The 22,994-nt window shown below is 70.9% G+C and carries 20 protein-coding genes and 1 tRNA gene; 5 read left to right on the top strand and 16 right to left on the bottom strand.

Features of this window, described 5'->3' with window-relative positions; translation table 11 throughout:
• The first annotated feature begins 3 nt into the window (after window positions 1-3).
• Window positions 4-495, top strand: coding sequence for a transcription elongation factor GreA (gene greA, locus HUJ41_RS02715; RefSeq protein ID WP_179873255.1), 492 nt, complete (start codon window positions 4-6; stop codon window positions 493-495).
• A gap of 188 nt (window positions 496-683) precedes the next feature.
• On the opposite strand, the gene ilvA is transcribed toward greA, so the two are convergent.
• Together ilvA and HUJ41_RS02705 are read right to left on the bottom strand one after the other, a co-directional pair.
• On the bottom strand, window positions 684-1,925 hold the full coding sequence (gene ilvA / locus HUJ41_RS02710) for a threonine ammonia-lyase (RefSeq protein ID WP_179873254.1): 1,242 nt from the start codon (window positions 1,923-1,925) through the stop codon (window positions 684-686).
• Window positions 1,922-3,085, bottom strand: a complete 1,164-nt coding sequence (locus HUJ41_RS02705) for an AI-2E family transporter (protein ID WP_179873253.1) — start codon at window positions 3,083-3,085, stop codon at window positions 1,922-1,924. Before HUJ41_RS02705 ends, ilvA begins: the two co-directional genes overlap by 4 nt.
• 64 nt (window positions 3,086-3,149) lie before the next feature.
• Between HUJ41_RS02705 and HUJ41_RS02700 the strand changes: the two genes are divergently transcribed.
• Window positions 3,150-4,358, top strand: coding sequence for a winged helix-turn-helix domain-containing protein (locus tag HUJ41_RS02700; RefSeq protein ID WP_179873252.1), 1,209 nt, complete (start codon window positions 3,150-3,152; stop codon window positions 4,356-4,358).
• 12 nt (window positions 4,359-4,370) lie between these two features.
• Here the strand turns inward: HUJ41_RS02700 and HUJ41_RS02695 are convergent, their stop codons facing one another.
• A complete protein-coding gene (locus HUJ41_RS02695; RefSeq protein ID WP_179873251.1) occupies window positions 4,371-5,246 on the bottom strand; it encodes a M48 family metalloprotease in 876 nt (291 codons plus the stop codon).
• Between the two features lie 32 nt (window positions 5,247-5,278).
• The gene (locus HUJ41_RS02690; RefSeq protein ID WP_179873250.1) at window positions 5,279-5,845 is read right to left on the bottom strand and encodes a LemA family protein; all 567 of its coding nucleotides are present in this window, start codon (window positions 5,843-5,845) and stop codon (window positions 5,279-5,281) included.
• Between the two features lie 175 nt (window positions 5,846-6,020).
• Between HUJ41_RS02690 and HUJ41_RS02685 the strand changes: the two genes are divergently transcribed.
• Together HUJ41_RS02685 and HUJ41_RS02680 are read left to right on the top strand one after the other, a co-directional pair.
• Complete coding sequence (locus tag HUJ41_RS02685) at window positions 6,021-8,099, top strand: hypothetical protein (protein WP_179873249.1); 2,079 nt, start codon at window positions 6,021-6,023, stop codon at window positions 8,097-8,099.
• Window positions 8,100-8,111: 12 nt separating this feature from the next.
• Window positions 8,112-8,185, top strand: a tRNA-Leu gene (locus tag HUJ41_RS02680).
• Between the two features lie 40 nt (window positions 8,186-8,225).
• On the opposite strand, the gene HUJ41_RS02675 is transcribed toward HUJ41_RS02680, so the two are convergent.
• Genes HUJ41_RS02675 through HUJ41_RS02635 form a run of 9 tightly spaced genes read right to left on the bottom strand, consistent with a single transcriptional unit; the run spans window position 8,226 to window position 17,172 of the window.
• Window positions 8,226-9,545, bottom strand: a complete 1,320-nt coding sequence (locus HUJ41_RS02675; RefSeq protein WP_179873248.1) for an NAD(P)/FAD-dependent oxidoreductase — start codon at window positions 9,543-9,545, stop codon at window positions 8,226-8,228.
• 37 nt (window positions 9,546-9,582) lie between these two features.
• Window positions 9,583-10,839: a S8 family serine peptidase gene (locus HUJ41_RS02670; RefSeq protein WP_246299291.1), complete on the bottom strand. Its 1,257-nt coding sequence runs from the start codon at window positions 10,837-10,839 to the stop codon at window positions 9,583-9,585.
• Window positions 10,812-11,330, bottom strand: a complete 519-nt coding sequence (locus HUJ41_RS02665) for a DUF501 domain-containing protein (protein ID WP_179873247.1) — start codon at window positions 11,328-11,330, stop codon at window positions 10,812-10,814. The genes HUJ41_RS02670 and HUJ41_RS02665 overlap by 28 nt, the downstream gene beginning before the upstream one ends.
• Window positions 11,327-11,827, bottom strand: a complete 501-nt coding sequence (locus HUJ41_RS02660) for an FtsB family cell division protein (protein ID WP_218925626.1) — start codon at window positions 11,825-11,827, stop codon at window positions 11,327-11,329. Before HUJ41_RS02660 ends, HUJ41_RS02665 begins: the two co-directional genes overlap by 4 nt.
• 8 nt (window positions 11,828-11,835) lie before the next feature.
• Window positions 11,836-13,116 (bottom strand): phosphopyruvate hydratase, encoded by a 1,281-nt coding sequence (eno, locus tag HUJ41_RS02655; protein ID WP_179873246.1) that lies wholly within the window; start codon window positions 13,114-13,116, stop codon window positions 11,836-11,838.
• Window positions 13,117-13,119: 3 nt separating this feature from the next.
• On the bottom strand, window positions 13,120-14,394 hold the full coding sequence (gene hisS / locus HUJ41_RS02650) for a histidine--tRNA ligase (protein WP_179873245.1): 1,275 nt from the start codon (window positions 14,392-14,394) through the stop codon (window positions 13,120-13,122).
• A gap of 41 nt (window positions 14,395-14,435) precedes the next feature.
• Window positions 14,436-15,527, bottom strand: coding sequence for an ABC transporter permease (locus HUJ41_RS02645; protein ID WP_179873244.1), 1,092 nt, complete (start codon window positions 15,525-15,527; stop codon window positions 14,436-14,438).
• Entirely contained in the window at window positions 15,524-16,480 is a 957-nt protein-coding gene (locus HUJ41_RS02640) for an ABC transporter ATP-binding protein (protein ID WP_179873243.1), read from the bottom strand. The genes HUJ41_RS02645 and HUJ41_RS02640 overlap by 4 nt, the downstream gene beginning before the upstream one ends.
• Before the next feature lie 5 nt (window positions 16,481-16,485).
• Window positions 16,486-17,172 carry a nucleoside triphosphate pyrophosphohydrolase gene (locus HUJ41_RS02635; protein WP_179873242.1) on the bottom strand — a complete coding sequence of 229 codons (687 nt, stop codon included), beginning with the start codon at window positions 17,170-17,172 and terminating at the stop codon, window positions 16,486-16,488.
• Between the two features lie 50 nt (window positions 17,173-17,222).
• Between HUJ41_RS02635 and HUJ41_RS02630 the strand changes: the two genes are divergently transcribed.
• Window positions 17,223-18,050 (top strand): CPBP family intramembrane glutamic endopeptidase, encoded by an 828-nt coding sequence (locus tag HUJ41_RS02630; RefSeq protein ID WP_179873241.1) that lies wholly within the window; start codon window positions 17,223-17,225, stop codon window positions 18,048-18,050.
• Here the strand turns inward: HUJ41_RS02630 and mfd are convergent.
• From mfd to HUJ41_RS02615, 3 genes are read right to left on the bottom strand one after another with little or no spacing between them, the layout of a single operon-like run.
• Window positions 18,047-21,592, bottom strand: a complete 3,546-nt coding sequence (gene mfd, locus HUJ41_RS02625; protein ID WP_179873240.1) for a transcription-repair coupling factor — start codon at window positions 21,590-21,592, stop codon at window positions 18,047-18,049. The two genes, HUJ41_RS02630 and mfd, sit on opposite strands and share 4 nt — an antisense overlap.
• Window positions 21,593-21,647: 55 nt before the next feature.
• A complete protein-coding gene (gene pth / locus HUJ41_RS02620) occupies window positions 21,648-22,271 on the bottom strand; it encodes an aminoacyl-tRNA hydrolase (RefSeq protein WP_179873239.1) in 624 nt (207 codons plus the stop codon).
• Between the two features lie 21 nt (window positions 22,272-22,292).
• The gene (locus HUJ41_RS02615; protein WP_179873238.1) at window positions 22,293-22,934 is read right to left on the bottom strand and encodes a 50S ribosomal protein L25/general stress protein Ctc; all 642 of its coding nucleotides are present in this window, start codon (window positions 22,932-22,934) and stop codon (window positions 22,293-22,295) included.
• Window positions 22,935-22,994: the final 60 nt, after the last annotated feature.

The raw sequence follows: 22,994 nt of genomic DNA, 5'->3' as shown, positions 1-22,994 counted from the left end.
AAGATGAGCGACACCACCGACACGAAGTGGCTGACCCAGGAGGCCTACGATCGCCTCAACGCCGAGCTCGAGCAGCTCAGCACCGAGGGTCGCGCCGAGATCGCGCGGCGAATCGAGGCTGCCCGAGACGAGGGCGACCTCAAGGAGAACGGCGGCTACCACGCCGCGAAGGACGAGCAGGGCAAGATCGAGGCGAGAATCAGGACGCTCTCGGCCCTGCTGAAGAGCGCGACCGTCAGCGAGGCGCCCCAGTCGAGCGGCGTCGTCGAGCCGGGCACCGTCATCGTGGCGACGATCATGGGCGATGAGGAGAAGTTCTTGCTCGGCAGCCGTGAGATCGTCGGCGACGGCGGAGAGCTCGCCGTCTACAGCGAGCAGAGCCCCCTCGGCTCGGCGATCCTCGGGCTCAAGGTCGGCGACTCGACGAGCTATGAGGCGCCGAGCGGCGCGCAGGTCTCCGTCACGATCGTGAACGTCGAGACCTACACGCCCTAGCGGACCGTGCCGTCTCCTCTGACGGCCCGCCTCACCCGTTCCCGAACAGACGACCGGGGCCGTCAGAGGAGACGGCGCTCGAGAAGTCGACGCGCGGTTCGCACCCCGCAACGCGCGAGCGTTGCGCGCGAACGCCAAACGTCGACGCGCGGCCTCGACCTCCAACGCGCCAGCGTTGCGCGCGCACGCTAAAAGTCGACACGCGGCTCATACCCTGCGTCCCGCAGCGCGCCCAGCACCTGGTCGGCGTGCTCGGGGCCGCGGGTCTCGATGTGCAGCTCGAGCTCGACCTGGCTGATCTGCAGCCCCGTGCCGTGGCGAGTGTGCAGCACTTCGACGACGTTCGCGTTCTGCGAAGCCACGATCTCGCTCGTGCGAGCGAGCTGGCCGGGCCGGTCGGGCAGGGGGATGCGCAGCTTGAGATAGCGCTCCCCCGCCGCGAGACCGTGACTGATGACGCGCTCCATGATGAGCGGGTCGATGTTGCCGCCCGACAGGATGACGACGGTCGTGCCCTGAGCACTCACCTTGCCCTGCATGACCGCGGCGACTCCGACGGCGCCCGCCGGCTCGACGACGAGCTTGGCGCGCTCGAGCAGCACGAGCATGGCCTGGGCGATGTCGTCCTCCTCGACGGTGACGACCTCGTCGACGGCGTCCCGGATGATCGCGAAGTTGAGAGCGCCCGGCCGTGCGACGGCGATGCCGTCGGCGATGGTCGAGCCGATCGTGATGTCGGTCGGCTCGCCCGCGGCGAGCGAGATGGGGTAGGCGGCCGCGTTGGCGGCCTGCACCCCGATGATGCGGATCGTGCGCCCCTCCTCGGCCGCCCGTCGCTTGAGCACGCTCGCGACGCCGCTCGCGAGCCCGCCTCCGCCGATCGGGATGACGACGGTCTCGAGGTCGGGAACCTGCTCGAGCAGCTCGAGCCCGAGCGTGCCCTGACCGGCGACGACGTCGGGGTGGTCGAAGGGCGGGATGTAGACGGCGCCCGTGCGCTCGGCGTACTCGGCGGCGGCCTGAAGCGGCTCCGACACGGAGTGCCCGCGCAGCACGACCTCGGCTCCGTAGTCGCGGGTCGCCTGGAGCTTGGGCAGGGCCACCCCGATCGGCATGAAGATCGTGGCGTGGATGCCCAGCTCGCGCGCGGCGAAGGCCACGCCCTGCGCATGATTGCCGGCACTCGCGGCGACCACTCCGCGCGAGCGCTCCTCCTCGGTCAGCCGCGCCATGCGCGTGTATGCGCCGCGAATCTTGTACGAGCCGGTGCGCTGCAGGTTCTCGCACTTGAGCAGCACGGTCGCGCCGAGGATGTCGCTCAGGTACCGGGAGGTCTCGATGGGCGTCGTCTCCGCGACTCGGCGCACGAGGAGGCGCGCGGCCTCGACGTCGTCGAGCGTGGGGCCGGCCAGCGTCACGGGGGTCGTCATGCTCGCCCTTCTGTCGTGGGGGGATCGTGATCGTGGGGCGCTATGACGTCGGCGAGGCTCGGCCGAGGGTTGGTGCGCCACTGCCCACGAGAAAGGTAGCGGACGACGACGTTGAGCACCGCCACGATGGGCACGGCAAAGAGCGTACCCGGGATGCCTGCGAGGAATCCGCCCGCGGCGACGGCGAGCACGACCGCGAGCGGGTGCACCTTGACCGCGGTGCCCATGACGAGGGGTTGCAGCACGTTGCCCTCGATCTGCTGCACGAGCAGCACGATGCCGAGCATGATGAGCGCGATCACGATGTCGTAGTAGATGAGCGCGACGAAGACGGCGAGCGCTCCGGTGACGACGGCGCCGACGATGGGCACGAACGCGCCGAGGAACACCGCGACCGCGATGGGCAGAGCGAGCGGCAGTTGCAGGATGACCGCACCGAGCCCGATGCCCACCGCGTCGACGAACGCGACGAAGATCTGCACCTTCACGAAGTTGGTGAGGGTCAGCCACCCGGCTCGACCGGCACCGTCGACGGGGGTGCGCGCCCGCCGCGGGAACAGCCCCACGACGAACTGCCAGATGCGGCGCCCGTCGATGAGGAAGAACAGCACGGCGAAGAGCACGAGCACCGAGCCCGTGAGCACCTCGGTGAGCGTGGAGCCGACGGAGAGCGCTCCGCTCACGAGCCAGCCTCCGCCCAGGTCGAGCTGGGCGACCGTGTCGTCGATGACCGTCGCGAGCTCGGCGTCGGAGAGCTCGAAGGTCGCCGACAGCCAGGAGAGGAAGTCGGCGTAGCGCTCGACCGATCGCTCCTCGAGCGAACCGTAGCCGGCCCGCACCTGGGAGACGACGAGCCAGACGAGGCCCCCGACGACCGCGATGAGGGTCAGCATCGCGGTGAGGATCGCGAGCCAGCGGGGAAAGCGCAGGCGCGAGCCCAACCACGATGCGTAGGGGACGAGCAGCGCCGCGAGCAGCACGCCGATGAAGAGCGGGATGACCAGGAGCCGCAACTGGATGATGAGGAAGATGAGGACCCCGGCGGCGCCCGCGATGGCGAGGAAGCGCCAGGACCACTCGCTCGCGATGCGCACACCCGGGGGGACCGTGGAGACCGCGGGCGCGCTGCTCTGCTCTGCGGAGCGGAACGCGCGGAACATGCGGTCAGTCTACGAGCCCGCGAGGCCCCGTTCGCGGGTCGCTGGTCCTCGATAGCCTTCGCAGGTGGACCGGCTCCGAAGCGATCAGGCTCGGCGGCTCGCCCTCGGGGCGGGCGGCTTCGCCCGCCCGCATCCCGAGACGATCGGCGCGCGCCAGCTGACGGCCGCCCTCGATCGCCTCGCGGTGCTGCAGCTCGACTCGGTGAACGTGTTCGCGCGGTCTCACTACCTGCCGCTCTTCGCGCGACTCGGCTCGTACGACCCCGCACTGCTCGACCGGCTGATCTTCCACGCCCGAGGCCGCTACACCGAGTACTGGGCGCACGAGGCGGCGATCATCCGTCGCGATGATTGGCCGCTGTGGCACTGGAAGCGCGAGGCGCTGCGCGAGAAGGAGAACCGCTCGAACGCGTGGGTGCGCGACAACGCAGCGATGCTCTCCTGGCTGCTCGGCGAGCTCGCCGCGGTGGGACCCATGACCGTGGGCGACGTCGAGCACGAGGCCACCGCGCGACGCGGGCCGTGGTGGGGGTGGAGCGACGTCAAGATCGGGTTGGAGCACCTGTTCGCCGTGGGCGACGTCGTGAGCGGCGGGCGGCGGGGCTTCTCGCGGGTGTACGCCCTGCCCGAGCAGGTGGGCCTCGGCGAACTGCACGCGCAGCGGGTTGCGCGCGACGATGCGCAGCTCGAGCTTGTCCGGCGTAGCGTGCGAGCCCTCGGCGTGGGCACGATCGGCGATATCGCCGACTACCACCGGCTGAAGATCGCTCCGACGAAGGATGCCCTGCGCGCGCTCCTCGACGCGGGCGAGGTCGTACAGGTCGAGGTGGAGGGGTGGGTGCGCGGAGGCCGGCCGCTCCCGGCGTTCATGCCCTCGGGCGCGCGCATCCCGCGCCGCATCGAGTCGACCGCCCTTCTCTCTCCCTTCGACCCGGTCGTGTGGAACCGTGAGCGAGCCCTGCGGATGTTCGGTTTTCCCTACCGCATCGAGATCTACACACCGGCTGCGCACCGCCAGTACGGCTACTACTCGCTGCCCGTGCTCGTCGACGATGCCCTGCTGGGGCGCATCGACCTCAAGAGCGACCGCCAGGCGGGGGTGCTGCGCGTGCAGTCGGCGTGGGCCGAGCCGGGCGTGTCAGCCGGTGCGCTCGCCGAGCGCATCGCCCCGGTGCTGAGACGGGCATCGGCCTGGCAGGGGCTCGGGGAGGTTCTCGTCGCCGATCGGGGCACGGCCGCCGCCGCCGTGCGGGAAGCACTGCGGGGTCGATGACTGCTCGACCGGCTAGAAGCGCGTCGAGTTCTCCATGAGCCGCTTCACCCTGTCGGGGATAGGGGGGTGGGTCTGGAACATGCGGTCGATCACTCCGGGCTTCATCGGGTCGCTGATCCACAAGTGCGCCATCGTCGAGCTCTGCTTGCGCATGGGGCGCGCGTAGTCGCCGAGCTTCTGGAGAGCGCTCGCGAGCGCCTCCGGGTCGCGCGTCGTGAGAGCGCCCGTCGCATCGGCGAGGTACTCCCGCTGCCGGGAGACGGCCGCCTGGATGAGGCTCGCGACGAGCGGCGCCACGATCATCGCGACGACGCCGAAGATGAGCACGATCGGGTTGCCGTTGTTGCGATTGCCGCCGAAGAAGGCCATGCGCACCAGGATGTCGGCGAGCAGCCCGACCGCGACGACGAGACCGAACACGATCGTCGACACACGGATGTCGTAGTTCTTCACGTGGCCCAGCTCATGCGCCATGACCCCCGTGAGCTCCCGATCGTCCATGAGCTCGAGCAGGCCCGTGGTCGCAGCGACGCTCGCGTGCTCGGGGTCGCGACCCGTCGCGAAGGCGTTCGGCGCAGGATCGTTGACGATGTACACCTTGGGCATCGGCATGCCCTCCGTGATCGCGAGGTTCTCGACGATGCGGTAGAGGCGAGGGTTGTCCCGCTTCTCGATCTGGCGGGCACCCGCCATCGAGAGCGCTTGCGAGCTCGACGCGAAGTACTGGAACAGCACGTACGCTGTCGCGCCGATGAGCGTGCCGATGAAGATCGTCATGCCGCCGCCGTACAGGTAGTCGGCGACAAGGCCGAGACCCCCGATGAGCAGCACGAACACGATGATGATGAACACCGTGTTGCGCTTGTTCGCCGCAATGGCGCGATACACGTGCGGTTACTCCCTGCTCGCGAGCGCGGTGATCAGAACTGCACGCGCGGAGGCTCCGCGATCGCCGCGGCATCCGCCACCTCGAAGAAGTCGCGCTCGGTGAAGCCGAGGCCGCGCACGAAGAGCGTGTTCGGGAACTGCTTGATCTTGACGTTGAGCTCGCGCACCCCACCGTTGTAGAAGCGGCGAGACGCCTGGATCTTGTCCTCCGTGTCGACGAGCTCCCCCTGCAGCTGCAGGAAGTTCTGGCTCGCCTGGAGCTGCGGGTACGCCTCGGCGACCGCGAAGATGCTCTTGAGCGCCTGCTGCATGTGGTTCTCGGCCGCGCTCGCCTCTGCCGGGCCCTGCGCGGTCAGCGTCTCGGCGCGCGCCTTGGTGACGTTCTCGAAGACCTGCTTCTCGTGCGCCGCGTAGCCCTTGACGGCTTCGATGAGATTCGGCAGAAGGTCGGCACGGCGCTTGAGCTGCACCGTGATGTCGCTCCACGCCTCGTCGACGCGCACATTGAGGGTGACGAGCGAGTTGTACGTCGCCCATAGGTAGATGCCCGCGATGACGACGAGAAGGACGATGACGCCGACGATGACCAAGAATTCCATGAGCACAGCATAGAGCGCGCATCCGACCCGCAACAGGCGCCAGGCTTGGCGCCTCCTGTGGAGCCGCCCAGCAGTCACCGGCCCAACACGACATGATGGTCGCGAGGATGGTCCGATGTCGGCGCGCCGGCAGCACCGAGGGCCGTCACCCTCACGAGCGGAGAGGGGGATGAGCATGGGCCGCTCATCGTCGCCCGCTCGCGGGATGCTCAGGGCTGCGATCGTCGTCGCCGCGGCTACCGCACTCGCCGCACTGCCCTCCGTTCCTGCGGCGGCCGCAGCCTCGTTCACCGAGCCGACGAGCGACTTCGTCGGCACCGGGCACGTGGTGCTGCAGGGCACGAAGGAGGCCGAGAGCGCGCTCGAGCTGCGCCGCGCCGGCGCCGGCGTGGTGTGCACGATCACCGCCTCAGCGGCGACGACCTGGCAGTGCCCGTCGATCTCGGTGCCCAACGGCGAGCAGACCTTCACGGGGGTGGAGACCCTCGCCGACGACTCCGTCGAGCCGCTCGAGCCTCTCGTGCTGCGCGTCCTGCGTCCCCCCACGCTCGACGGTTCTGGAGCTCAGATCACGACGACGGGCCGGTTCACGGGTCAGGCTGAGCCCGGGGCGACCATCCAGGTGCAGTCTGACGGGTCCGGAGCTCCGCAGCAGCACTCGTGCCCAGCGGCGGTCGACAGCGGCTTCTGGTCGTGCGTCGTCATCCTCCCCGAAGGCGAGCACGAGGTGCGCGTGAGTCAATCGCTGCCCTCTCTCGGGCCGGAGTACTCGAGCTACTCCCCCGCGACGACGGCGACGATCGACCGCACGCCTCCCGCTGCTCCCCTCATCACGAGCCCTTCGAACGGCGATGCGGTGAGCGGCCCCGCGGTGACCGTCGCGGGCGAGGGAGAACCGGATGCCCGGGTGCAGGTCTTCACGCACGGCGACATCGCGTGCGAGGCCGACGTCGAGCCGACCGGCGAGTGGAGTTGCGCACTCGGCCTCCCCGGCCCCGGAGAGTGGACCCTGCAGGCACTGCAGCGGGATGTCGCCGGCAACTTCAGCAGCGCGAGCGAGCGCGTCGAGATCATCGCCTCCCCCCGCGGCCCCGACGGGGGAGGCGGATCGCCGGGCGGCCCTGCGGTGCCTCCCGCTCCCGCCCCGGAACCCGGTGGCACCGGGTCGCCCGAACCCGAGAGCTCACCGATCCCCAGCCCCACGACGCCCCCCGAGCGGCCGGCCCCCGGCGTGCCGTCGCCCCCGTTCGGCGAGAGCGGAAGCGGCGGTTCACCCGCCACCCACTGGGGCACCGAGACGGGTTTCGGAAACTCGCTGCCCTCCGCCGAGCAGATCATCGAGCGCGGCGGCTGGGCACTCGCCCCGATCGTGGCGCTCGCCTACCTGCTGCTCATCGCGCTCCCCCTGCGCGCGTACGCGACCATCGTCGGGCCACGGCTCGGCACCTCACCCTGGCGGCTCACCGGCCGCAACCGCCAGGACGAGGAGCCCGATGATGAGGAGCAGCAGGGCGAGGAGGGCGGCGAGCGGCCCGTCCTCTCCCCTCTCCTCGTCGTCGTCGCCACCTTCGCGGGTGCCGCGCTCGTCGCCGCGCTCTCCGGAGGCATCACGGCGGAAGTGCGGTACATCAGACTCATGGCTGCCATCGGGCTCGGGCTCGTGCTGCTCAACCTCTTCGCCGTCGTCATCCCCGCGAGGATCGCCGGGCGCGTGCTGCACGCCCCCGCACGCGCGCGACTGCTGCCGGGCATCCTGATCGTCGCCTTCGTCGCCGCGCTCCTCTCGCGCTTCCTCGACCTGCAGCCACCCGTCCTGCTCGGCGTGCTCCTCGCCTGCCTCGCCCTCGAGCCCGCGCGCCTGCGCGCGCGAGGGGGAGTCGCCATCGCTCAGATCGCGGGCGTCGCGACACTCGCCCTGCTCGCGTGGGCAGCGCACACCCTGCTCATGCCGACCGTCGGATTCTGGGAGACCTTCGCCGCCGAGACGATGGCGGCGATCGCCCTCGGCGGGTTCGGGTCGCTCCTGCTGCTCCTGCTGCCCATCGGCGGGCTGCCCGGTCGCGAGCTCTACGCCATCTCGCGAGGCGGCTGGGCCGTCGTCGCCCTCACGAGCGCCTCCGTCACGGGCGCGATCGTCGCCTCGGGCGCGAGCTTCCCGCTGCTCGCCCTCGGCCTCATCGCGCTCGGAATCGCCGCGGTGCTGACCGCGCTCACCGTCTGGGTGCGCTGGGTGGCACCCGCCCTCGACAGCTAATGTGGCGGGCGGGCCCCGGTAGCCCAATTGGCAGAGGCAGGCGACTTAAAATCGCTTCAGTCTGGGTTCGAACCCCAGCCGGGGTACACCGCACTGGCGCGACCGCATAACCTGCGGTCGCGGGCACTAGCCCTTGGGGCGGGCCGCGAACTCCTGGAAGTACGCCGCGGGCTCCTCGCGCGCCGAGAGGCTCACGTTGTCGCGCCCGAGCACGAGGTTGCCGACCCAGTCGCCCACGACGCGCAGCTTGCGCTCCCACATGGGGATCGCGAGGCCGTGGTAGCCGCGGTGCATGACCCAGGCGGGGAAGCCCGTGACGGCGAACTTGCCCGACTGGAAGGCTCCGTAACCGAGGCCCAGGCCGGCGACGGCGCCGAGGTTCTTGTGCTCGTAGTCCTTCGGGTCCTCACCGCGCAGCACCGCCACGATGTTCTTCGCGAGCTGCTTGCCCTGGCGCACGGCGTGCTGCGCGTTGGGCACGCAGAACCCACCGACTCCGCCGCCCGAGAGGTCGGGCACCGCGGCGACGTCGCCCGCGGTCCACGCGGCGTCGACGATGCCGTTGTCGTCGATCACGCGCAGGTCTGCCTGCGCACGCAGGCGACCGCGCTCGTCGACCGGCAGGTCGGTGCCGCGTAGCACCGGGTTCGCCATGACGCCCGCCGTCCAGATGATGAGGTCCGACTCGAGGCTCTCGCCCGTCGACAGCTCGATGCGGCCGTCGACGGCGCTCGTGAGCTGCGTCTCGAGGTGCACGATCGCGGCACGCTGGGCCAGGTTCTTGAGAACCCAGTGGCTCGTCTTGAGCGACACCTCGGGCATGATGCGGCCCATCGCCTCGATGAGGTGGAAGTGCGTGTCGTCGATCGTCAGCTGCGGGTGGTCCCGCAGCAGGGCGCTCGCGAGGCTGCGCAGCTCGGCGAAGGTCTCGATGCCGGCGAAGCCGCCACCGACCACGACGACGGTGAGCAGCCGATCGCGCTCGGGGCCGGCCGGCAGCAGGGCGGCACGGTGGAAGTTGTCGATGAGGCGGTCGCGCACCGCGACGGCCTCCTCGATCGACTTCATGCCGATGGCCTCATCCGCGACGCCGGGAATGGGGAACGTGCGAGAGACGGAGCCGGCGGTCATGACGACGTGGTCGTAGTCGAGCTCGAAGGGCTCCCCCACCTCGGGCTCGATCGTGGCGGTCTTGCTCGCGTGGTTCACTCCCGACACCTTCGCCGTGATGACGCGGGTGCTCCTGAGGTGGCGCCGATGCGAGACGACCGCGTGACGCGGCTCGATGGAGCCCGCCGCGACCTCGGGCAGGAACGGCTGGTAGGTCATGTAGGGCAGCGGGTCGACGAGAACGACCTCGGCCTCACCCTTGCGCAGCCACTTCTCGAGCTTCAGAGCGGTGTAGAAACCGGCGTAGCCTCCACCGACGATGAGAATTCTGGGCACGAGAAAAACACTCCTTGTTTGGGGGAACCCGGTTAATCTACTCCGACGGCGTGCGCCTGGCGAACTGCACGGCGCCTGCGGTGACCGCTCCCACGACGACGAGCACGAGCCCGAGCAGCAGGCCCACGATCGGCAGCACGGGTGCCGCCGCGGCGATCGCAGGCCGGGCATCCGCGACAGGATCGTTCGCGACCGAGCCGCGGGCGATCGGTTCGCGCGCCGCGGGAAGGTCGGCTGCGACGGTGTCGGCCTCCGCTCGACGGTGCACGACGACCCACTCGGCGAGGCTGCCGAGCGGATTGCTCGCGACAGGAGCGACACTCGCGCCCACGGCCGCGCGCGCGTCGATGAGGCCGTAGCCGTAGAGCGGATCGGGCACGGTGGGCGTCGCGGGGCGGGCGGTGCGCAGAATGCGCTCGATGACGTTCGCGGCATCGAGCTCGGGATGCGCCGCGCGCACGAGCGCCGCGATGCCCGCGACGATCGGCGTGGCCCCGCTCGTGCCCTGCCAGAGGGCGTGCCCGCCACCCGGCACCGCGCCCACGAGCTGCTCGCTCGGAGCCATGACCCCGATCGTGATGCCCTGCGACGAGGCGTTGTCGCTCGCGACGCCCGAACGGTCCACTCCGCCGACCGCGAGCACTCCCGGCATCGTCGCTGGCGCTCCCACCGACTCGGTGCCGCTGCCCCGGTTGCCCGCCGCCGCGACGACGACCACGTCGTTCTCCTCGGCGTAGCCGAACGCGTCGTCCCAGCTCTCCGGCCAGCCGAGGGTGTTGCGCGTGAGGGAGAGCGAGATGATGTCGGCGCCGTTGTCGACGGCCCATCGCACCGCGTCGGCGACCTGCGCGTCGGCGCTGCGCTCCCCCGCTCCGAAGGCGAGGGAAATGCTCAGCAGCGAGGCCGCTGGAGCCGCGCCGATGACACCGTTCGTGGGCCCGCTGCCCCGTCCTGCCGCGAGGGAGGCCACCATAGTGCCGTGCGTGCTGCCCGTTCCGCTGACCGGCCGCGTTCCGTCGTCGGCTCCCCGCCCCGAGACGTCGGTGCCCCCGATGACCGCGCCCGCGAGATCGGGATGCGCCGCGTCGACGCCCGAGTCGATGACCGCGATCGTGACACCCGCGCCTCGCGTGATCTGCCACGCCTCGCGAATTCCGTACTCGTCGAGCCAGTACTGGAGGTCTCTGATCGAGTCTGCGCGGGCATCCGGAGCCGGAGCGAGCGCGAGAGCGCCAGCGCCCGCCACGGCGAGCACGGTCAGGCGCGCTAGGAGCCGCGCAGGTCGGGAGTGCACGCGCACACCTCGGGGGTCCAGCCGCACTCTGCGAGGGCGCGGTCGCCGATCGGGTTGACGCCCGGCCCCACGGCCAGGGAATGGCCGACGAGGGCGTGCAGGCACTTGACCCTCGTCGGCATGCCCCCGGCGGAGTAGTCGTCGATCTCGGGAACGTCCAGCAGCTGCCCGCGGTCGGCCAGGTACGCCTCGTGAGCGGCGCGGTACTGCGCAGCGACTGCGGAGTCCTCGGCGAGCATCGCCGTGAACTCGGCCATGCGGCCGTCGGCCTCGAGTCGGGAGACGGCCGCCGTCGCCGCGGGGTGGCTCAGGTAGTAGAGGGTCGGGAAGGGTGTTCCGTTCGAGAGCCGCGGCCGGGTCGCGACGACCGTGGGCGCGCCGCACACGCAGCGGGCGGGAATGCCGACGACGTCGCGCGCTGGGCGACCGAGCTGCGCACTGACGAGCGCGACATCGCCCTCGCTGAAAGGTGCGAACGGCGGCCGGCTCACTGCGCCCCCTCGAACGCAGGGGAGACGAGAGAGTCGGCCGGCAGGTCGGTGAGGCCCGCCGTGACGAACGACGACAGCAGCGCGCGCGTCCAGTCGACGCGCGTCGTCTGAATCTCGTCGCTGATCGGCTGACCGTCATCCGAGGCGGGAGTGAGCCCGTCGTCGATCACGAGATAGCTGATGTCGCCCGGGTACACGTACAGCAGCCGACCGCGCGCTTGCGCCTCGATGTAGGCAGGGTCCTGCCAGCGATCGATCTCGATCTCGAGATCCTCGACCGCCGCCTGCTGCTCGGCGACAGTTCGCTCCAGCTCGGCGATCTCCTGCCGCTGCTCCACGAGGATGCGCAGGGAGGGCGCGAGCACGACGAGCCCCGCGACGATCAGCAGGAAGACGGTAACGGTGAACCCGGAGAGCTGAAGGTTGCGGAACCAGGCGCCCACCCCCAGCGCCTCCGCGGCCGGAGCCGGGGAGGCGCTGCGCGGGGGGCGGGCCACGGCGCCGCCTAGGCGGTGAAGCGCGGGAAGGCCGAGCGACCGGCGTACACGGCGGCCTCGCCCAGCTCCTCCTCGATGCGCAGCAACTGGTTGTACTTCGCGACGCGCTCCGAGCGCGCGGGCGCGCCCGTCTTGATCTGGCCGCAGTTCGTCGCGACCGCGAGGTCGGCGATCGTGGTGTCCTCCGTCTCGCCCGAGCGGTGCGACAGCACGGCCGTGTAGCCGCTGCGCTGGGCGAGGGAGACAGCGTCGAGCGTCTCGGTGAGCGTGCCGATCTGGTTGACCTTCACGAGGAGCGAGTTCGCGGTGCCGTGCGCGATGCCCTTCGCGAGTCGCGTGGGGTTGGTGACGAAGAGGTCATCGCCGACGATCTGCACCTTCGTGCCGACGTCGGTCGTGAGCGAGGCCCAGCCGTCCCAGTCATCCTCGTCGAGCGGGTCCTCGATCGTGACGAGCGGGTACGCGTTCACGATCTCCGCGTAGAAGGCGGCCATCTCGGCCGCCGTGCGGGTCGAGCCCTCGAAGCTGTAGACCCCGTCGGAGTAGAACTCGGTCGCCGCAACGTCGAGCCCGAGCGCGATGTCGGTTCCGGGCGTGAAGCCCGCCTTCTCGATCGCCGCGAGCAGGAAGTCGAGCGCGGCCTTCGTGCCGGGAAGGTCGGGGGCGAAGCCGCCCTCGTCGCCGAGACCGGTCGAGAAGCCGCCGGCCTTGAGCTCGCCCTTGAGCGCGTGGTAGGTCTCCGCACCCCAGCGCAGAGCCTCCGTGAAGCTCTCCGCGCCGATCGGCAGGATCATGAACTCCTGCACGTCGACGCCCGTGTCGGCGTGGGAGCCTCCGTTGATGACGTTCATCATCGGCACGGGGAGCACGTGGGCGTTGGGGCCGCCGACGTAGCGGAACAGGGGTAGGTCGGCAGAGTCGGCTGCCGCCTTCGCGACGGCGAGGGAGACGCCGAGGATGGCATTCGCGCCGAGCTTCGACTTGTTGTCGCTGCCGTCGGCGTCCATGAGAGCGGCGTCGATGAGACGCTGGTCGCTCGCGTCGAGGTTCTCCACGGCCGGGCCGAGCACGTCGAGCACGGCATCGACGGCCTTGAGCACGCCCTTGCCGAGGTACCGGCCCTTGTCACCGTCGCGCAGCTCATACGCCTCGAAGGCGCCCGTCGATGCGCCCGAGGGCACGGCCGCGCGCGAAACCGTCCCGTCGTCGAGCAGAACCTCGACCTCCACGGTCGGGTTGCCTCGCGAGTCGAGGATTTCACGGGCTCCAACGGCCTCGATAGCTGCCACGGGTCAGTCTCCTTCGGTGGTGGTCGAATCTGCGGCTCCGAGCCTACGCCAGTCGAGAAGCGCAGGGTCGGGTGCGGTGTCGTGCGCCACGGGCGCGAAGCGGCGGAAGCCGTCCGCCTCGAGCTGCTCGAGAGCGGCGCGCAGATTCTTGGGCCGCTTCAGCAGACGCACCCGGGCGCCCTCCGCGACGAGGGCGGCCTGCAGGGTCACGATCGTCGCGGGAGCGACATCGCGGTCGTAGACGAGAGCCGCATCCTCTGCGCCCCCCGTCTCGGCGAGCTGCACGAGGTCGATGAGGCGCTCGAAGCCGAGCGAGAAGCCCGTCGCGGGCACCTCGCTGCCGAGGAACCGCCCGATCATGCCGTCGTAGCGGCCTCCGCCGCCCAGCGAGTAGCCGAGCTGCGGGTGCGCGACCTCGAAGATCGGGCCCGTGTAGTAGCCCATGCCGCGCACGAGGAACGGGTCGAACTGCAGCGGAAGCTCGGGCAGTGCCGCGCGCAGTGCGCGCAGATCGTCGAGGGCGGGGCTTCCGTCGAACGCGGGACTCTGCAGCAGGCTCCACGAGTCGTCCTCGTCGGCGGCGAGCGCCTCGAACAGGTCCCGCGCCTGCGTGACGCCGAGGGCGACGAGCTCCTCCACCACCCCGTCGACGCCGAGCTTGTCGAGCTTGTCGATCGTGATGAGCGCCTGCGGCTGCAGAGTCGCCGGCACGCCGTGCCGCGTGAGCCACGCCGTGAGCAGACGGCGGTCGTTGACGCGGATGCTGCAGTCGGGGATGCCGAGGGCGTCGAGCGCCGCCGAGGTCGCCGCGATGAGCTCCACCTCGGCGATGATGCCCGGCTCGCCGATGATGTCGATGTCGCACTGCACGAACTGCCGGTAGCGGCCCTTCTGCGGGCGCTCCGCCCGCCACACCGGCGCCACCTGGATGGCGCGGAACACGGTCGGCAGCTGCCCGCGGTTGCTCGCGTAGAAGCGCGCGAGCGGCACCGTGAGGTCGAACCGCAGCCCGAGGTCGGCGAGGTCGAGCGGCGACTCGGCGGTGCGCAGGTCATCCACGGTGAGACCGCGCCGCATGACCGCGAACGCAAGCTTCTCGTTGTCGCCGCCGAGGCCCGCGTGCAGGCGGTCGGCGTCCTCCATGACGGGAGTCTCGATCTCGTCGAAACCGTGCGCGCGGTACACGCCGCGCACCGTCGCGAGCACGCGCTCGCGCCGGGCCTTGTCGGCGGGCAGGATGTCGCGCATCCCGCGGGGCGGGGTCACCGGGCTGGCCATACGCTCGATTCTGTCACGCAGCCCGGGCGCCTCCGGCGCGCTCAGGCGATGCGGCTGCCCTTCGGCAGGCGACCCGCCGGGGTGCGCGTGCGCGCGATGCCGCCGCCCAGTACGAGTGCTGCGAGCAGGAGGTGCAGCAGCAGGCCGACGAACCAGCTGGGCACCGTGCGCTCAAAGATCTCCTGAGGCGTCTCGTAGTCGTTGAGAAGGTCGAGGTCGCCGGCGAGCGCCGCCGCGCACTCGTCCGTGACCATCTCGAGCTCGGGGGCGAGCTGGGCCGCTCGCACGCCCGTCGCGATGGTGCCGAACAGGTCTTGCGGGTTGCCGTTGCTGTCGAACGTGGTCGGCGCGGCATCGGCGAGCACGACGTACGGGTTCGCGGCGAGGATGCCCCACACGTGGTCGAAGCGCGGCACGAGGTACTCGTAGGTCTCGGGCGGAAGGCACTCGACCTGCTCGGGGAATCCTGTCTGCGGATCGAACTCGCCCCCGACGGAGTAGTCGACGCCGATGTAGGTCGAGCGAACCTCTGACTGGAAGGCGAGCCCGCCGAGCGTGAAGGCAATGAGCGTGCCGATGCTCAGCGCGGCGACGGCCAGGTAGGTCGTCACGACCGAGAACAGGGCTCGAGACATGAGTGCGGAGAGACCGACGCCGATCGCGGCGACGACGCCGAGCTCGAGCACGAGCACGCCGAGCGAGGCCAGGAGCGTGTCGAGCCGCACGCCGCCCGCCACAACGGAGAAGACGAGGAACGGCAGGGAGGCGAGCAGGAAGGTGAGCGCCACGGTCCAGGCCGCCACGAACTTGCCGAGCACGATCTGCGGCGCACTCGCGAGCGTCACCTGCGTCGTCGCGAGCGTTCCGGCGTCCCGATCGCTGTTGACCGCGCCCCCGCTGATGGCGGGCGTGACGAGAGTGCCCACGAGCAGCACGAAGAAGATGATGGTCGAGTAGACGCCCGCCGTCTCGGCGTCGCCCCCGAAGGCGGATATCGAGGCCCACAGCATCGCCGTGACGACGCCCACGAGCACGAAGACGACGATCACGAGGACGATCCAGGCGACCGAGCGGATGCGCTGCCGCAGCTCGAGCAGGATGATCGTGCCGAGTGTGTCCGAGTACCGGGTCATCGCGCCTCCTCCGGCCGCTCGCCGCGCGCCAGGTCGAGGAAGGTGTGCTCGAGGTCGCCCACCGCCGGCCCGAAGGCGCTCACGGCGACTCCCGCGCTCACGAGACGGGCCAGCAGGGCGGCCGCGTCGGCCTCGCTCGCCACGGAGATCAGGGTTCCGAGGTAGTCCTGACCAGCGCTCTCGACGCCCTCGCTCTCGAGCGCTGCCGAGAGAGCCGCGGGGTCGACCGCGCGGATGCGCCACTGTCGCGCCCCCGCACGCGAGGACTCGATGCGCTCGGCGCTGGCGGTGACGCCGTGGTCGAGGTACACGGCGGCGTCGGCCATCTCGTCGAGCTCGGCGAGCACGTGGCTGGAGACGAGCACCGCGACGCCCTCCGCAGCGAGCTGCCGCACGAGGACCCTCAGGTCGACGCGCGCCGCCGGGTCCAGGCCCGACGCGGGCTCGTCGAGCAAGAGCACTTCCGGCCGATGCACGAGCGCGCGTGCGAGGCTCAAACGCTGCTTCTGGCCGCGGCTGAGAACGCGCGTCGGCTGGTCGGCGAGGGACTCGAGCCCTACGAGCTCGATGAGCTCGCGCGCCCGCTCGCGGGACTGCGCCGGCGTGAGCTCGTACAGCCGCCCCGTCGTCTCGAGCGTCTGCCGCACGCTCAGCGTCGCCCACGAGCCGAGCACGTCGGGCATCCATCCCATGCGCTGGCGCACCGCTCGCGCATCGCGCACGGGGTCGGCTCCGGCGATGCGCACGGTTCCCGCATCCGGCGCGAGCAGGGTCGCGAGCACGAGCATGAGCGTGGTCTTGCCGGAGCCGTTCGGGCCGATGAGGGCCGTGACCGACCCGGCGTGCGCGGTGAAGCTCGCGTCGCGCACGGCGTGCACGTCTCCGAAGGAGCGCGCGACCCCGTGCACCTCGATCGCGGCGCCGCTCGAGGCGTGCGAGGGGGTTGCCGTCATGAGCGTCAGTCAACCACTGTGCGAGCCGCTGCCGACTCTGCCGCGCGGATGCGCGACTCGAGATCGCGCACGGCGGCGCGCAGGGCGCGCTCGGCGTCCAACCCCTGTGCGCGGCCCGCGGCCACGAGGCTCAAGAGCCGGTGCCCCAGTTCGGCCTCGTCGTCGAGACCCGGCTCGCTCTCGTCGACCACGATGTCGGCGGAGACGCTGTGCGCTCGCCCGAGGACCTTCTCGGCCCGGGCGAGCGCGGGCAGGCCGGCCGGGACGCCGTCCAGCACCGAGGTGCGTGCTGGCTTCTGCTGCCGCTTCCACGTCTCCCAGTTCGCCGCGACGTCGTCTGCCGTGTCGGCGACCACGTCGCCGAAGACGTGCGGGTGGCGGCCGACCATCTTCGCGGTCGTCGCGGCCGCGACATCCTCGATCGTGAACGGATGCTCGGCGCTCGCCGCCGCGATGTCCGCGTGGAACAGCACCTGGTAGAGAACGTCGCCCAGCTCTTCGAGCACGTCCTCGCGCGAGCCGTGCTCGATGGCCTCGATGAGCTCGTGCGACTCCTCGACGAGGTACTGCACGAGGCTCTCGTGCGTCTGCTCGGCATCCCAGGCGCAGCCGCCGGGAGCCCGCAGGTACTCGAGCACGGCGATGAGTTGGTCCAGCTGCGGGTGCGGTCGCGGGGTCGGGAGCTCGCTCATGCCGCCATCCTCTCAGCCCGCCTCGCTGCCGCGTGCAGGAGACTGGGGGCGTGCTCCCCGACCTCGACTGGCTCACTCGGCTCGCGGCCGCCCTCCTCGCGACCGGCCTGCTCGTGCTGTTCCTCGTGCGCGCCATCCGCAAGGATCGCCGCGAGTACGCGCGCTTCCGCCGCTACCGTTCGACGGTGCGCCGCCAGGCGATGCTGCGGCGCTGGCTCATCGAATCGCTCGCCCTCTTCGGCGGCACCGCCGCTCTCGTGCTCCTCGCGGTGCACCCGTTCGTCGCGCCGCTGCTCGCCGAGACGCAGGCCCTGCCGCCGGTGGCCTGGCTGCGGGATGCTCTGACCGGCGGCCTCGGAGCCGGCCTGCTGCTCGGCGCCGTCGTCGGCGGCACCCTGCTCACCGTGCTCGGCGTGCGCAGCGCCCGCGCCGAGGGCGGCGTCATCATGGTCGGCGACATCGCCTCGCTCCTGCCGCGCAACCGGCCCGAGCTCGGCTGGGGCGCGGCGCTCTCGGTCAACGCAGGGATCGTCGAGGAGTCGCTGTTCCGTCTCGCACTCCCCGCCCTGCTCGTGATCGTGACGGGCGAGCCGCTCAGCGCCTTCGTGCTCGCCGCTCTCGTCTTCGGCGCGCTGCACGCCTACCAGGGGTGGCTCGGTGTCGTCGCGACGAGCGTCGTGGGCCTGCTCTTCACGACCCTCTACGTCGTGAGCGGCAGCATCCTGCTCGCGATGCTCGTGCACATCCTGTTCGATCTGCGCACGCTCGTCGTCATCCCGATGGCCGTGTACCGCGTGCACGAGGTGCCGGGCAGCGTGCGGTTCCCCCGCCCTCTCGCCCTCGCTGCCCCGCCTGCCCAGCCGGAGGCCGACGCCTAGTCGCGAGCGGCGGAGGCAGCGGGCTCTGCGGCGTAGAGGTTCTCCAGGGTGCGCCCGACCCATTCGATGAGGTCGTCGTCGCTCGCATCCTTCGGCAGCGGAACGGCGACGGCGCGCTGCTGCGCGAAGTACTTCGCCCCCGGGTACATGCGCTGCAGCCGCAGCTGGCGCGAGTCGGGCAGCTCGAGCCCCACGATGCGCAGCATCTGCCCCATGACGACGACGTCGCTGAGTCCCAGACCCTGGGCGAGCCGCCGCAGTCTCGACACCGCGAGCAGGGCGTGCACGGGGGCGGGAGGGTCGCCGTAGCGGTCGGCCAGCTCCTCGAGAACCGCACCGAGAGCATCCTCGTCGCTCGTCGGCGCCGCCGCGGTCGAGAGCTTCTGATAGGCCTCGAGCCGTAGGCGCTCGCTCTCGATGAACTCCTCGGGAATCCGCGCGTCGACGGGCAGTTCGAGTCGCAGCTCCGTCTGCTCGGCAGCCGCGTCGCCGCGAAATGTGCTCACCGCCTCGCCGATCATGCGCAGGTAGAGGTCGAAGCCGACTCCAGCGATGTGGCCGGCCTGCTCGGCCCCGAGCAGGTTGCCGGCGCCGCGGATCTCGAGATCCTTCATGGCGATCTGCATGCCTCCGCCGAGGTCGGTGTGCGCGGCGATCGTCTGCAGGCGGTCGTGCGCGGTCTCGCTGAGCGGCTTCGACTCGTCGTACAGGAAGTATGCGTAGGCGCGCTCGCGCCCGCGGCCGACGCGCCCGCGCAACTGGTGCAGCTGCGAGAGACCGTACTTGTCGGCGCGGTCGATGATGAGCGTGTTCGCGTTGGCGACGTCGAGGCCGGTCTCGATGATCGTCGTCGAGACGAGCACGTCGTACTTGCGCTCCCAGAAGTCGACCATGACCTGCTCGAGCAGCGACTCGCTCATCTGGCCGTGGGCGACGGCGACGCGCGCATCCGGCACCAGCTCGGCGAGGTGCGAGGCGACGCGCTGGATGCTCGACACGCGGTTGTGCACGTAGAACACCTGCCCCTCGCGCAGCATCTCGCGGTGGATCGCGGCCGCGACCTGCTTGTCGCTGTAGGCGCCGACGTAGGTGAGGATCGGGTGGCGGTCCTCGGGCGGCGTCGCGAGAGTCGACATCTCGCGGATGCCCGTCACCGCCATCTCGAGGGTGCGGGGAATCGGCGTGGCCGACATCGCGAGCACGTCGACGTTGGTCTTGAGCTTCTTGAGCGCGTCCTTGTGCTCGACGCCGAAGCGCTGCTCCTCGTCGATGATCACGAGCCCCAGGTCTTTGAACTGGACGCCCTGGCTGAGGATGCGGTGCGTGCCGATGACGACGTCGACGGTGCCGCGCTCGAGGCCCTCGAGGGTCTCCTTCGCCTCGCGGTCGGACTGGAAGCGGCTGAGCGCGCGCAAGTGCACGGGGAAGCCCGCGAAGCGCTCGGCGAAGGTCTCCATGTGCTGCTTCACGAGCAGCGTCGTCGGCACGATCATGGCCACTTGCTTGCCGCCCTGCACGGCCTTGAACGCCGCGCGCACGGCGACCTCCGTCTTGCCGTAGCCGACGTCACCAGCAAGCAGGCGGTCCATGGGGATCGGCCGCTCCATGTCAGCCTTGACCTCGTCGATCGTCGTGAGCTGATCGGGGGTCTCCGCGAAGGGGAAGGCCTCCTCGAGCTCGCGCTGCCACGGGGTGTCGGGCTCGAAGGCGTGCCCCTTGCTCGACATGCGTGCCGAGTAGAGCTTGACGAGCTCGACGGCGATGTCGCGCACCGCGCGGCGGGCACGGCCCTTCGCGGCGGCCCAATCGCTGCCGCCCATCTTGCTGAGCGTCGGCGCCTCCCCGCCGACGTAGCGGCTGAGCAAGTCGAGCTGGTCGGTGGGCACGTAGAGCTTATCGCCGGGATAGCCGCGCTTGCTCGGCGCGTACTCGAGCAGGAGGAACTCGCGCGTCGTCTTCACCGCGTTGCGGCCGCCCGTGGAGACCTCGCGCGTCGTGAGCTCGACGAAGCGCCCGATGCCGTGCGTGACGTGCACGACGTGGTCGCCCGGCGTGAGCTGCAGCGGGTCGACCTGCGTCTTGCGGCGGCTCGCGAGCTTCTTCGGCTGCCGCGAATCGTAGCCGACGCTGCGACCGTAGAACTCGGTCTCGCTCAGGAGGCCCAAGCGCAGCTCGGGCAGCTCGAAGCCGTGCTCGACGCTGCCCTGCACGAGGTAGACGACGCCGGCCTCGAGCACGTCGGGCAGCTCATCGACCTCGCGCGCGGCGACCTCCTGCTCGGCGAGCACGTCGGCGGCGCGCTCGACGAGACCATGACCGCCTGCGACGACGACCATCGACCAGCCGGCCCGCGCCCGCTCGGCGACGTGGTCGACGGCGCCCGCGCTCGTGCCCGCGAAGCTCGGAGGCTCGGAGGCGTCGATGCGCACAACCTCGGGGTCGTCGGCGTCGAACGCGCTCACCGTGAACCAGGCGCGATCGCCCGCCGCGAGTCGCAGGCCGTTCACGGTGAGGAAGTCGCCGGCGTCGAGGTCGATGGGCGCCTCAGCCCCCGCCGTCGCGGCGTGCCAGGCCGCCGTGAGGAACTCGCGGTTGGTCTCGGCGAGGCTCACGGCGCGCGTCGCGACCCGCTCGGGGCTCAGGACGGCGACGGACGCTGCGGCGGGCAGGTAGTGCGTGAGCGGCACGAGCTCGTCGACGAGGGCGGGCGCGAGGCTCTCCATTCCTTCGACGGGAATCCCCTCGCCGATCTTCTCGAGCAGCTGCTGCAGGCTCGGGAACTCGTGCTGCATCTCGCGCGCGCGCTGGCGCACCGCGTCGGTGAGCAGCAGCTCGCGCGTGGGCGGCAGCTCGACGCTCGCGACCTCGTCCGGCAGCGAGCGCTGGTCGGCGACGGAGAACTCGCGCAGCTGCTCGACCTCGTCGCCGAAGAACTCGACGCGCACCGGGTGCTCGGCGACCGCGGGGAAGACGTCGAGGATGCCGCCGCGCACGGCGAACTCGCCGCGGCGCGTCACCATGTCGACGCGCGTATAGGCCAGATCGACCAGATGGCGCGTGACCTCGGCGAGGTCGTAGCCTCGACCGCCGGCCCTCAGGCGCACGGGCTCGATGTCGGTCAGGCCGGTGGCGAGGGGCTGCAGGGCGGCGCGCACGGACGCGACGACGACCAGGTCGCCGCGCCGGGCATCCTCATCGTGCTCCCATGCCGCGAGCGCCCGCAGCGTGCGGATGCGCCGGCCGACCGTCTCGGCGCTCGGGCTCAGACGCTCGTGCGGCAGAGTCTCCCACGCCGGCAGGTCGAGGATGGTCGTGCCGGGTGCGACGCACGCGAGCGCCTGCTGCACGGCTTCGGCCTCACGGCCGGTCGCCGCGATCACGAGAAGGCACTGCGGGCCGTCACGACGCTCGAGCAGGCCCGCCAGGAGCGGAACGCGCAGGCCTTCGACGACGGAGAAGTCGGTGCTGCGCGCAGCGTGGTCGAGCGCCTTCTCGAGGGTGCGGGCGCGCGACAGGGCAGGGATCAACCGCTCGAGACTCACGTCGGACGAGTCTACGCGGCCACCCTGACGCTCGGCCGGGGGCGGGATGCCCGGCTCAGGCTCGCGGAGCGTGCACGCGCTGCTGGGCAGCGAGCAGACCCTCGTCGACGATGAGCTCGACCGCGTCGGCGGCGTCCGACAGCACGAACGGCAGTCGGGCGCGCTCGGCGGCCGGGAAGTCGCGGAGGACATAGTCGGCCGCCTCCTGGCGACCCGGAGGCCGCCCGACCCCGACGCGCACGCGCACGAACTCCGGGGTGCCGAGCGCCTTGATGACGTCGCGCACGCCGTTCTGGCCGCCGTGCCCGCCGTCGGCCTTCAGCCTGATCGTCTCGAACGGCAGATCGATGTCGTCGTGGATGACGATCGTGCGCTCCGGCGGAATGCCGAAGTAGGCGGCAGCGCTCGAGACGGGGCCGCCCGAGGTGTTCATGTAGCTCAACGGGCGCGCCAGCACGAGCTTGGGCCCGCCGGGCCGCACGCGCCCCTCGGCGAGCATCGTGGTCGTGCGGTGCCGACTGAAGCGCGCGCCGATGCGGTCGGCGAGCTCGTCGAGCACCATCGCGCCTACGTTGTGGCGGTTGCCGGCGTAGCCGGGCCCGGGGTTGCCGAGCCCGGCCACAAGCCAGGTACTGCCGTCTGCCGCGCTCGGCTGCGAGCGCCGCTGCAGGCCGAACATGGTGGCGGGGTGCTCGGCTCGCTAGTCGTCCGACTCGGAGTCGCCGGCCTCGGCCGACGCGTCCTCGGCGGTCTCGCCCTCGGCGGCCTCGCCCTCGGCGGCTTCATCGCCCTCGGCGACCGTCGCGCGCGGCACGGTGATGTTGACCACGAGCGCCTCCGGGTCGGTGATGAGGGTCGTGCCGGAGGGCAGCTCGACGTCGGATGCGTGAATCTGCGCGCCCTCCTCGAGACCCTCGATCGAGACCGTGAACGACTCGGGAATGTGCGTGGCCTCGGCCTCGACGGTGAGCGTGTTGTGGTCGACCATCGCGATCGTGCCGGGGGCGGACTCGCCCTCGAGGTGCACGTACACGTCGACGGTGACCTTCTCGCCCTTGCGCACGACGATCATGTCGATGTGCTCGATGAGCTGGCGCACCGGGTCCTTCTGCACGTCCTTGACGAGCGCGAGCAGCTTTTCGCCCTCGATGTCGAGCGTCACGATGACGTTCGACTTGCGCAGCAGCAGCGCGGTCTCGTGGCCCGGCAGCGCGATGTGGCGCGGCTCGGTGCCGTGGCCGTACACCACGGCGGGGATCTTGTGGGTCGCGCGCAGCTTGCGGGCCGCGCCCTTGCCGAAGGCCGTGCGGTCCTCGGCGATGAGCTTGTTCTGGTCAGCCATGGGTGAATCTCCTTGATCGGTGGGCTCCTGGCCCGGTCTGTGGTGTCGTCTCGAACGCGC

The sequence above is a fragment of the Microcella indica genome, assembly GCF_013414345.1.
Taxonomy (GTDB): Bacteria; Actinomycetota; Actinomycetes; order Actinomycetales; family Microbacteriaceae; genus Microcella; species Microcella indica.
The sequence above is the reverse complement of the archived record's forward strand: the minus strand, read 5'-3'. Positions and strand labels throughout refer to the sequence as shown.

Bases quoted from the DNA above. Each gene is read 5' to 3' on its own strand.
- hisS (WP_179873245.1), bottom strand. From the start codon at position 14,394: ATGGCCAGCCCGGTGACCCCGCCCCGCGGGATGCGCGACATCCTGCCC.
- HUJ41_RS02615 (WP_179873238.1), bottom strand. From the start codon at position 22,934: ATGGCTGACCAGAACAAGCTCATCGCCGAGGACCGCACGGCCTTCGGC.
- HUJ41_RS02685 (WP_179873249.1), top strand. From the start codon at position 6,021: ATGGGCCGCTCATCGTCGCCCGCTCGCGGGATGCTCAGGGCTGCGATC.
- greA (WP_179873255.1), top strand. From the start codon at position 4: ATGAGCGACACCACCGACACGAAGTGGCTGACCCAGGAGGCCTACGAT.
- pth (WP_179873239.1), bottom strand. From the start codon at position 22,271: ATGTTCGGCCTGCAGCGGCGCTCGCAGCCGAGCGCGGCAGACGGCAGT.
- HUJ41_RS02640 (WP_179873243.1), bottom strand. From the start codon at position 16,480: ATGACGGCAACCCCCTCGCACGCCTCGAGCGGCGCCGCGATCGAGGTG.
- HUJ41_RS02635 (WP_179873242.1), bottom strand. From the start codon at position 17,172: ATGAGCGAGCTCCCGACCCCGCGACCGCACCCGCAGCTGGACCAACTC.
- HUJ41_RS02690 (WP_179873250.1), bottom strand. From the start codon at position 5,845: ATGGAATTCTTGGTCATCGTCGGCGTCATCGTCCTTCTCGTCGTCATC.
- HUJ41_RS02645 (WP_179873244.1), bottom strand. From the start codon at position 15,527: ATGACCCGGTACTCGGACACACTCGGCACGATCATCCTGCTCGAGCTG.
- ilvA (WP_179873254.1), bottom strand. From the start codon at position 1,925: ATGACGACCCCCGTGACGCTGGCCGGCCCCACGCTCGACGACGTCGAG.
- HUJ41_RS02705 (WP_179873253.1), bottom strand. From the start codon at position 3,085: ATGTTCCGCGCGTTCCGCTCCGCAGAGCAGAGCAGCGCGCCCGCGGTC.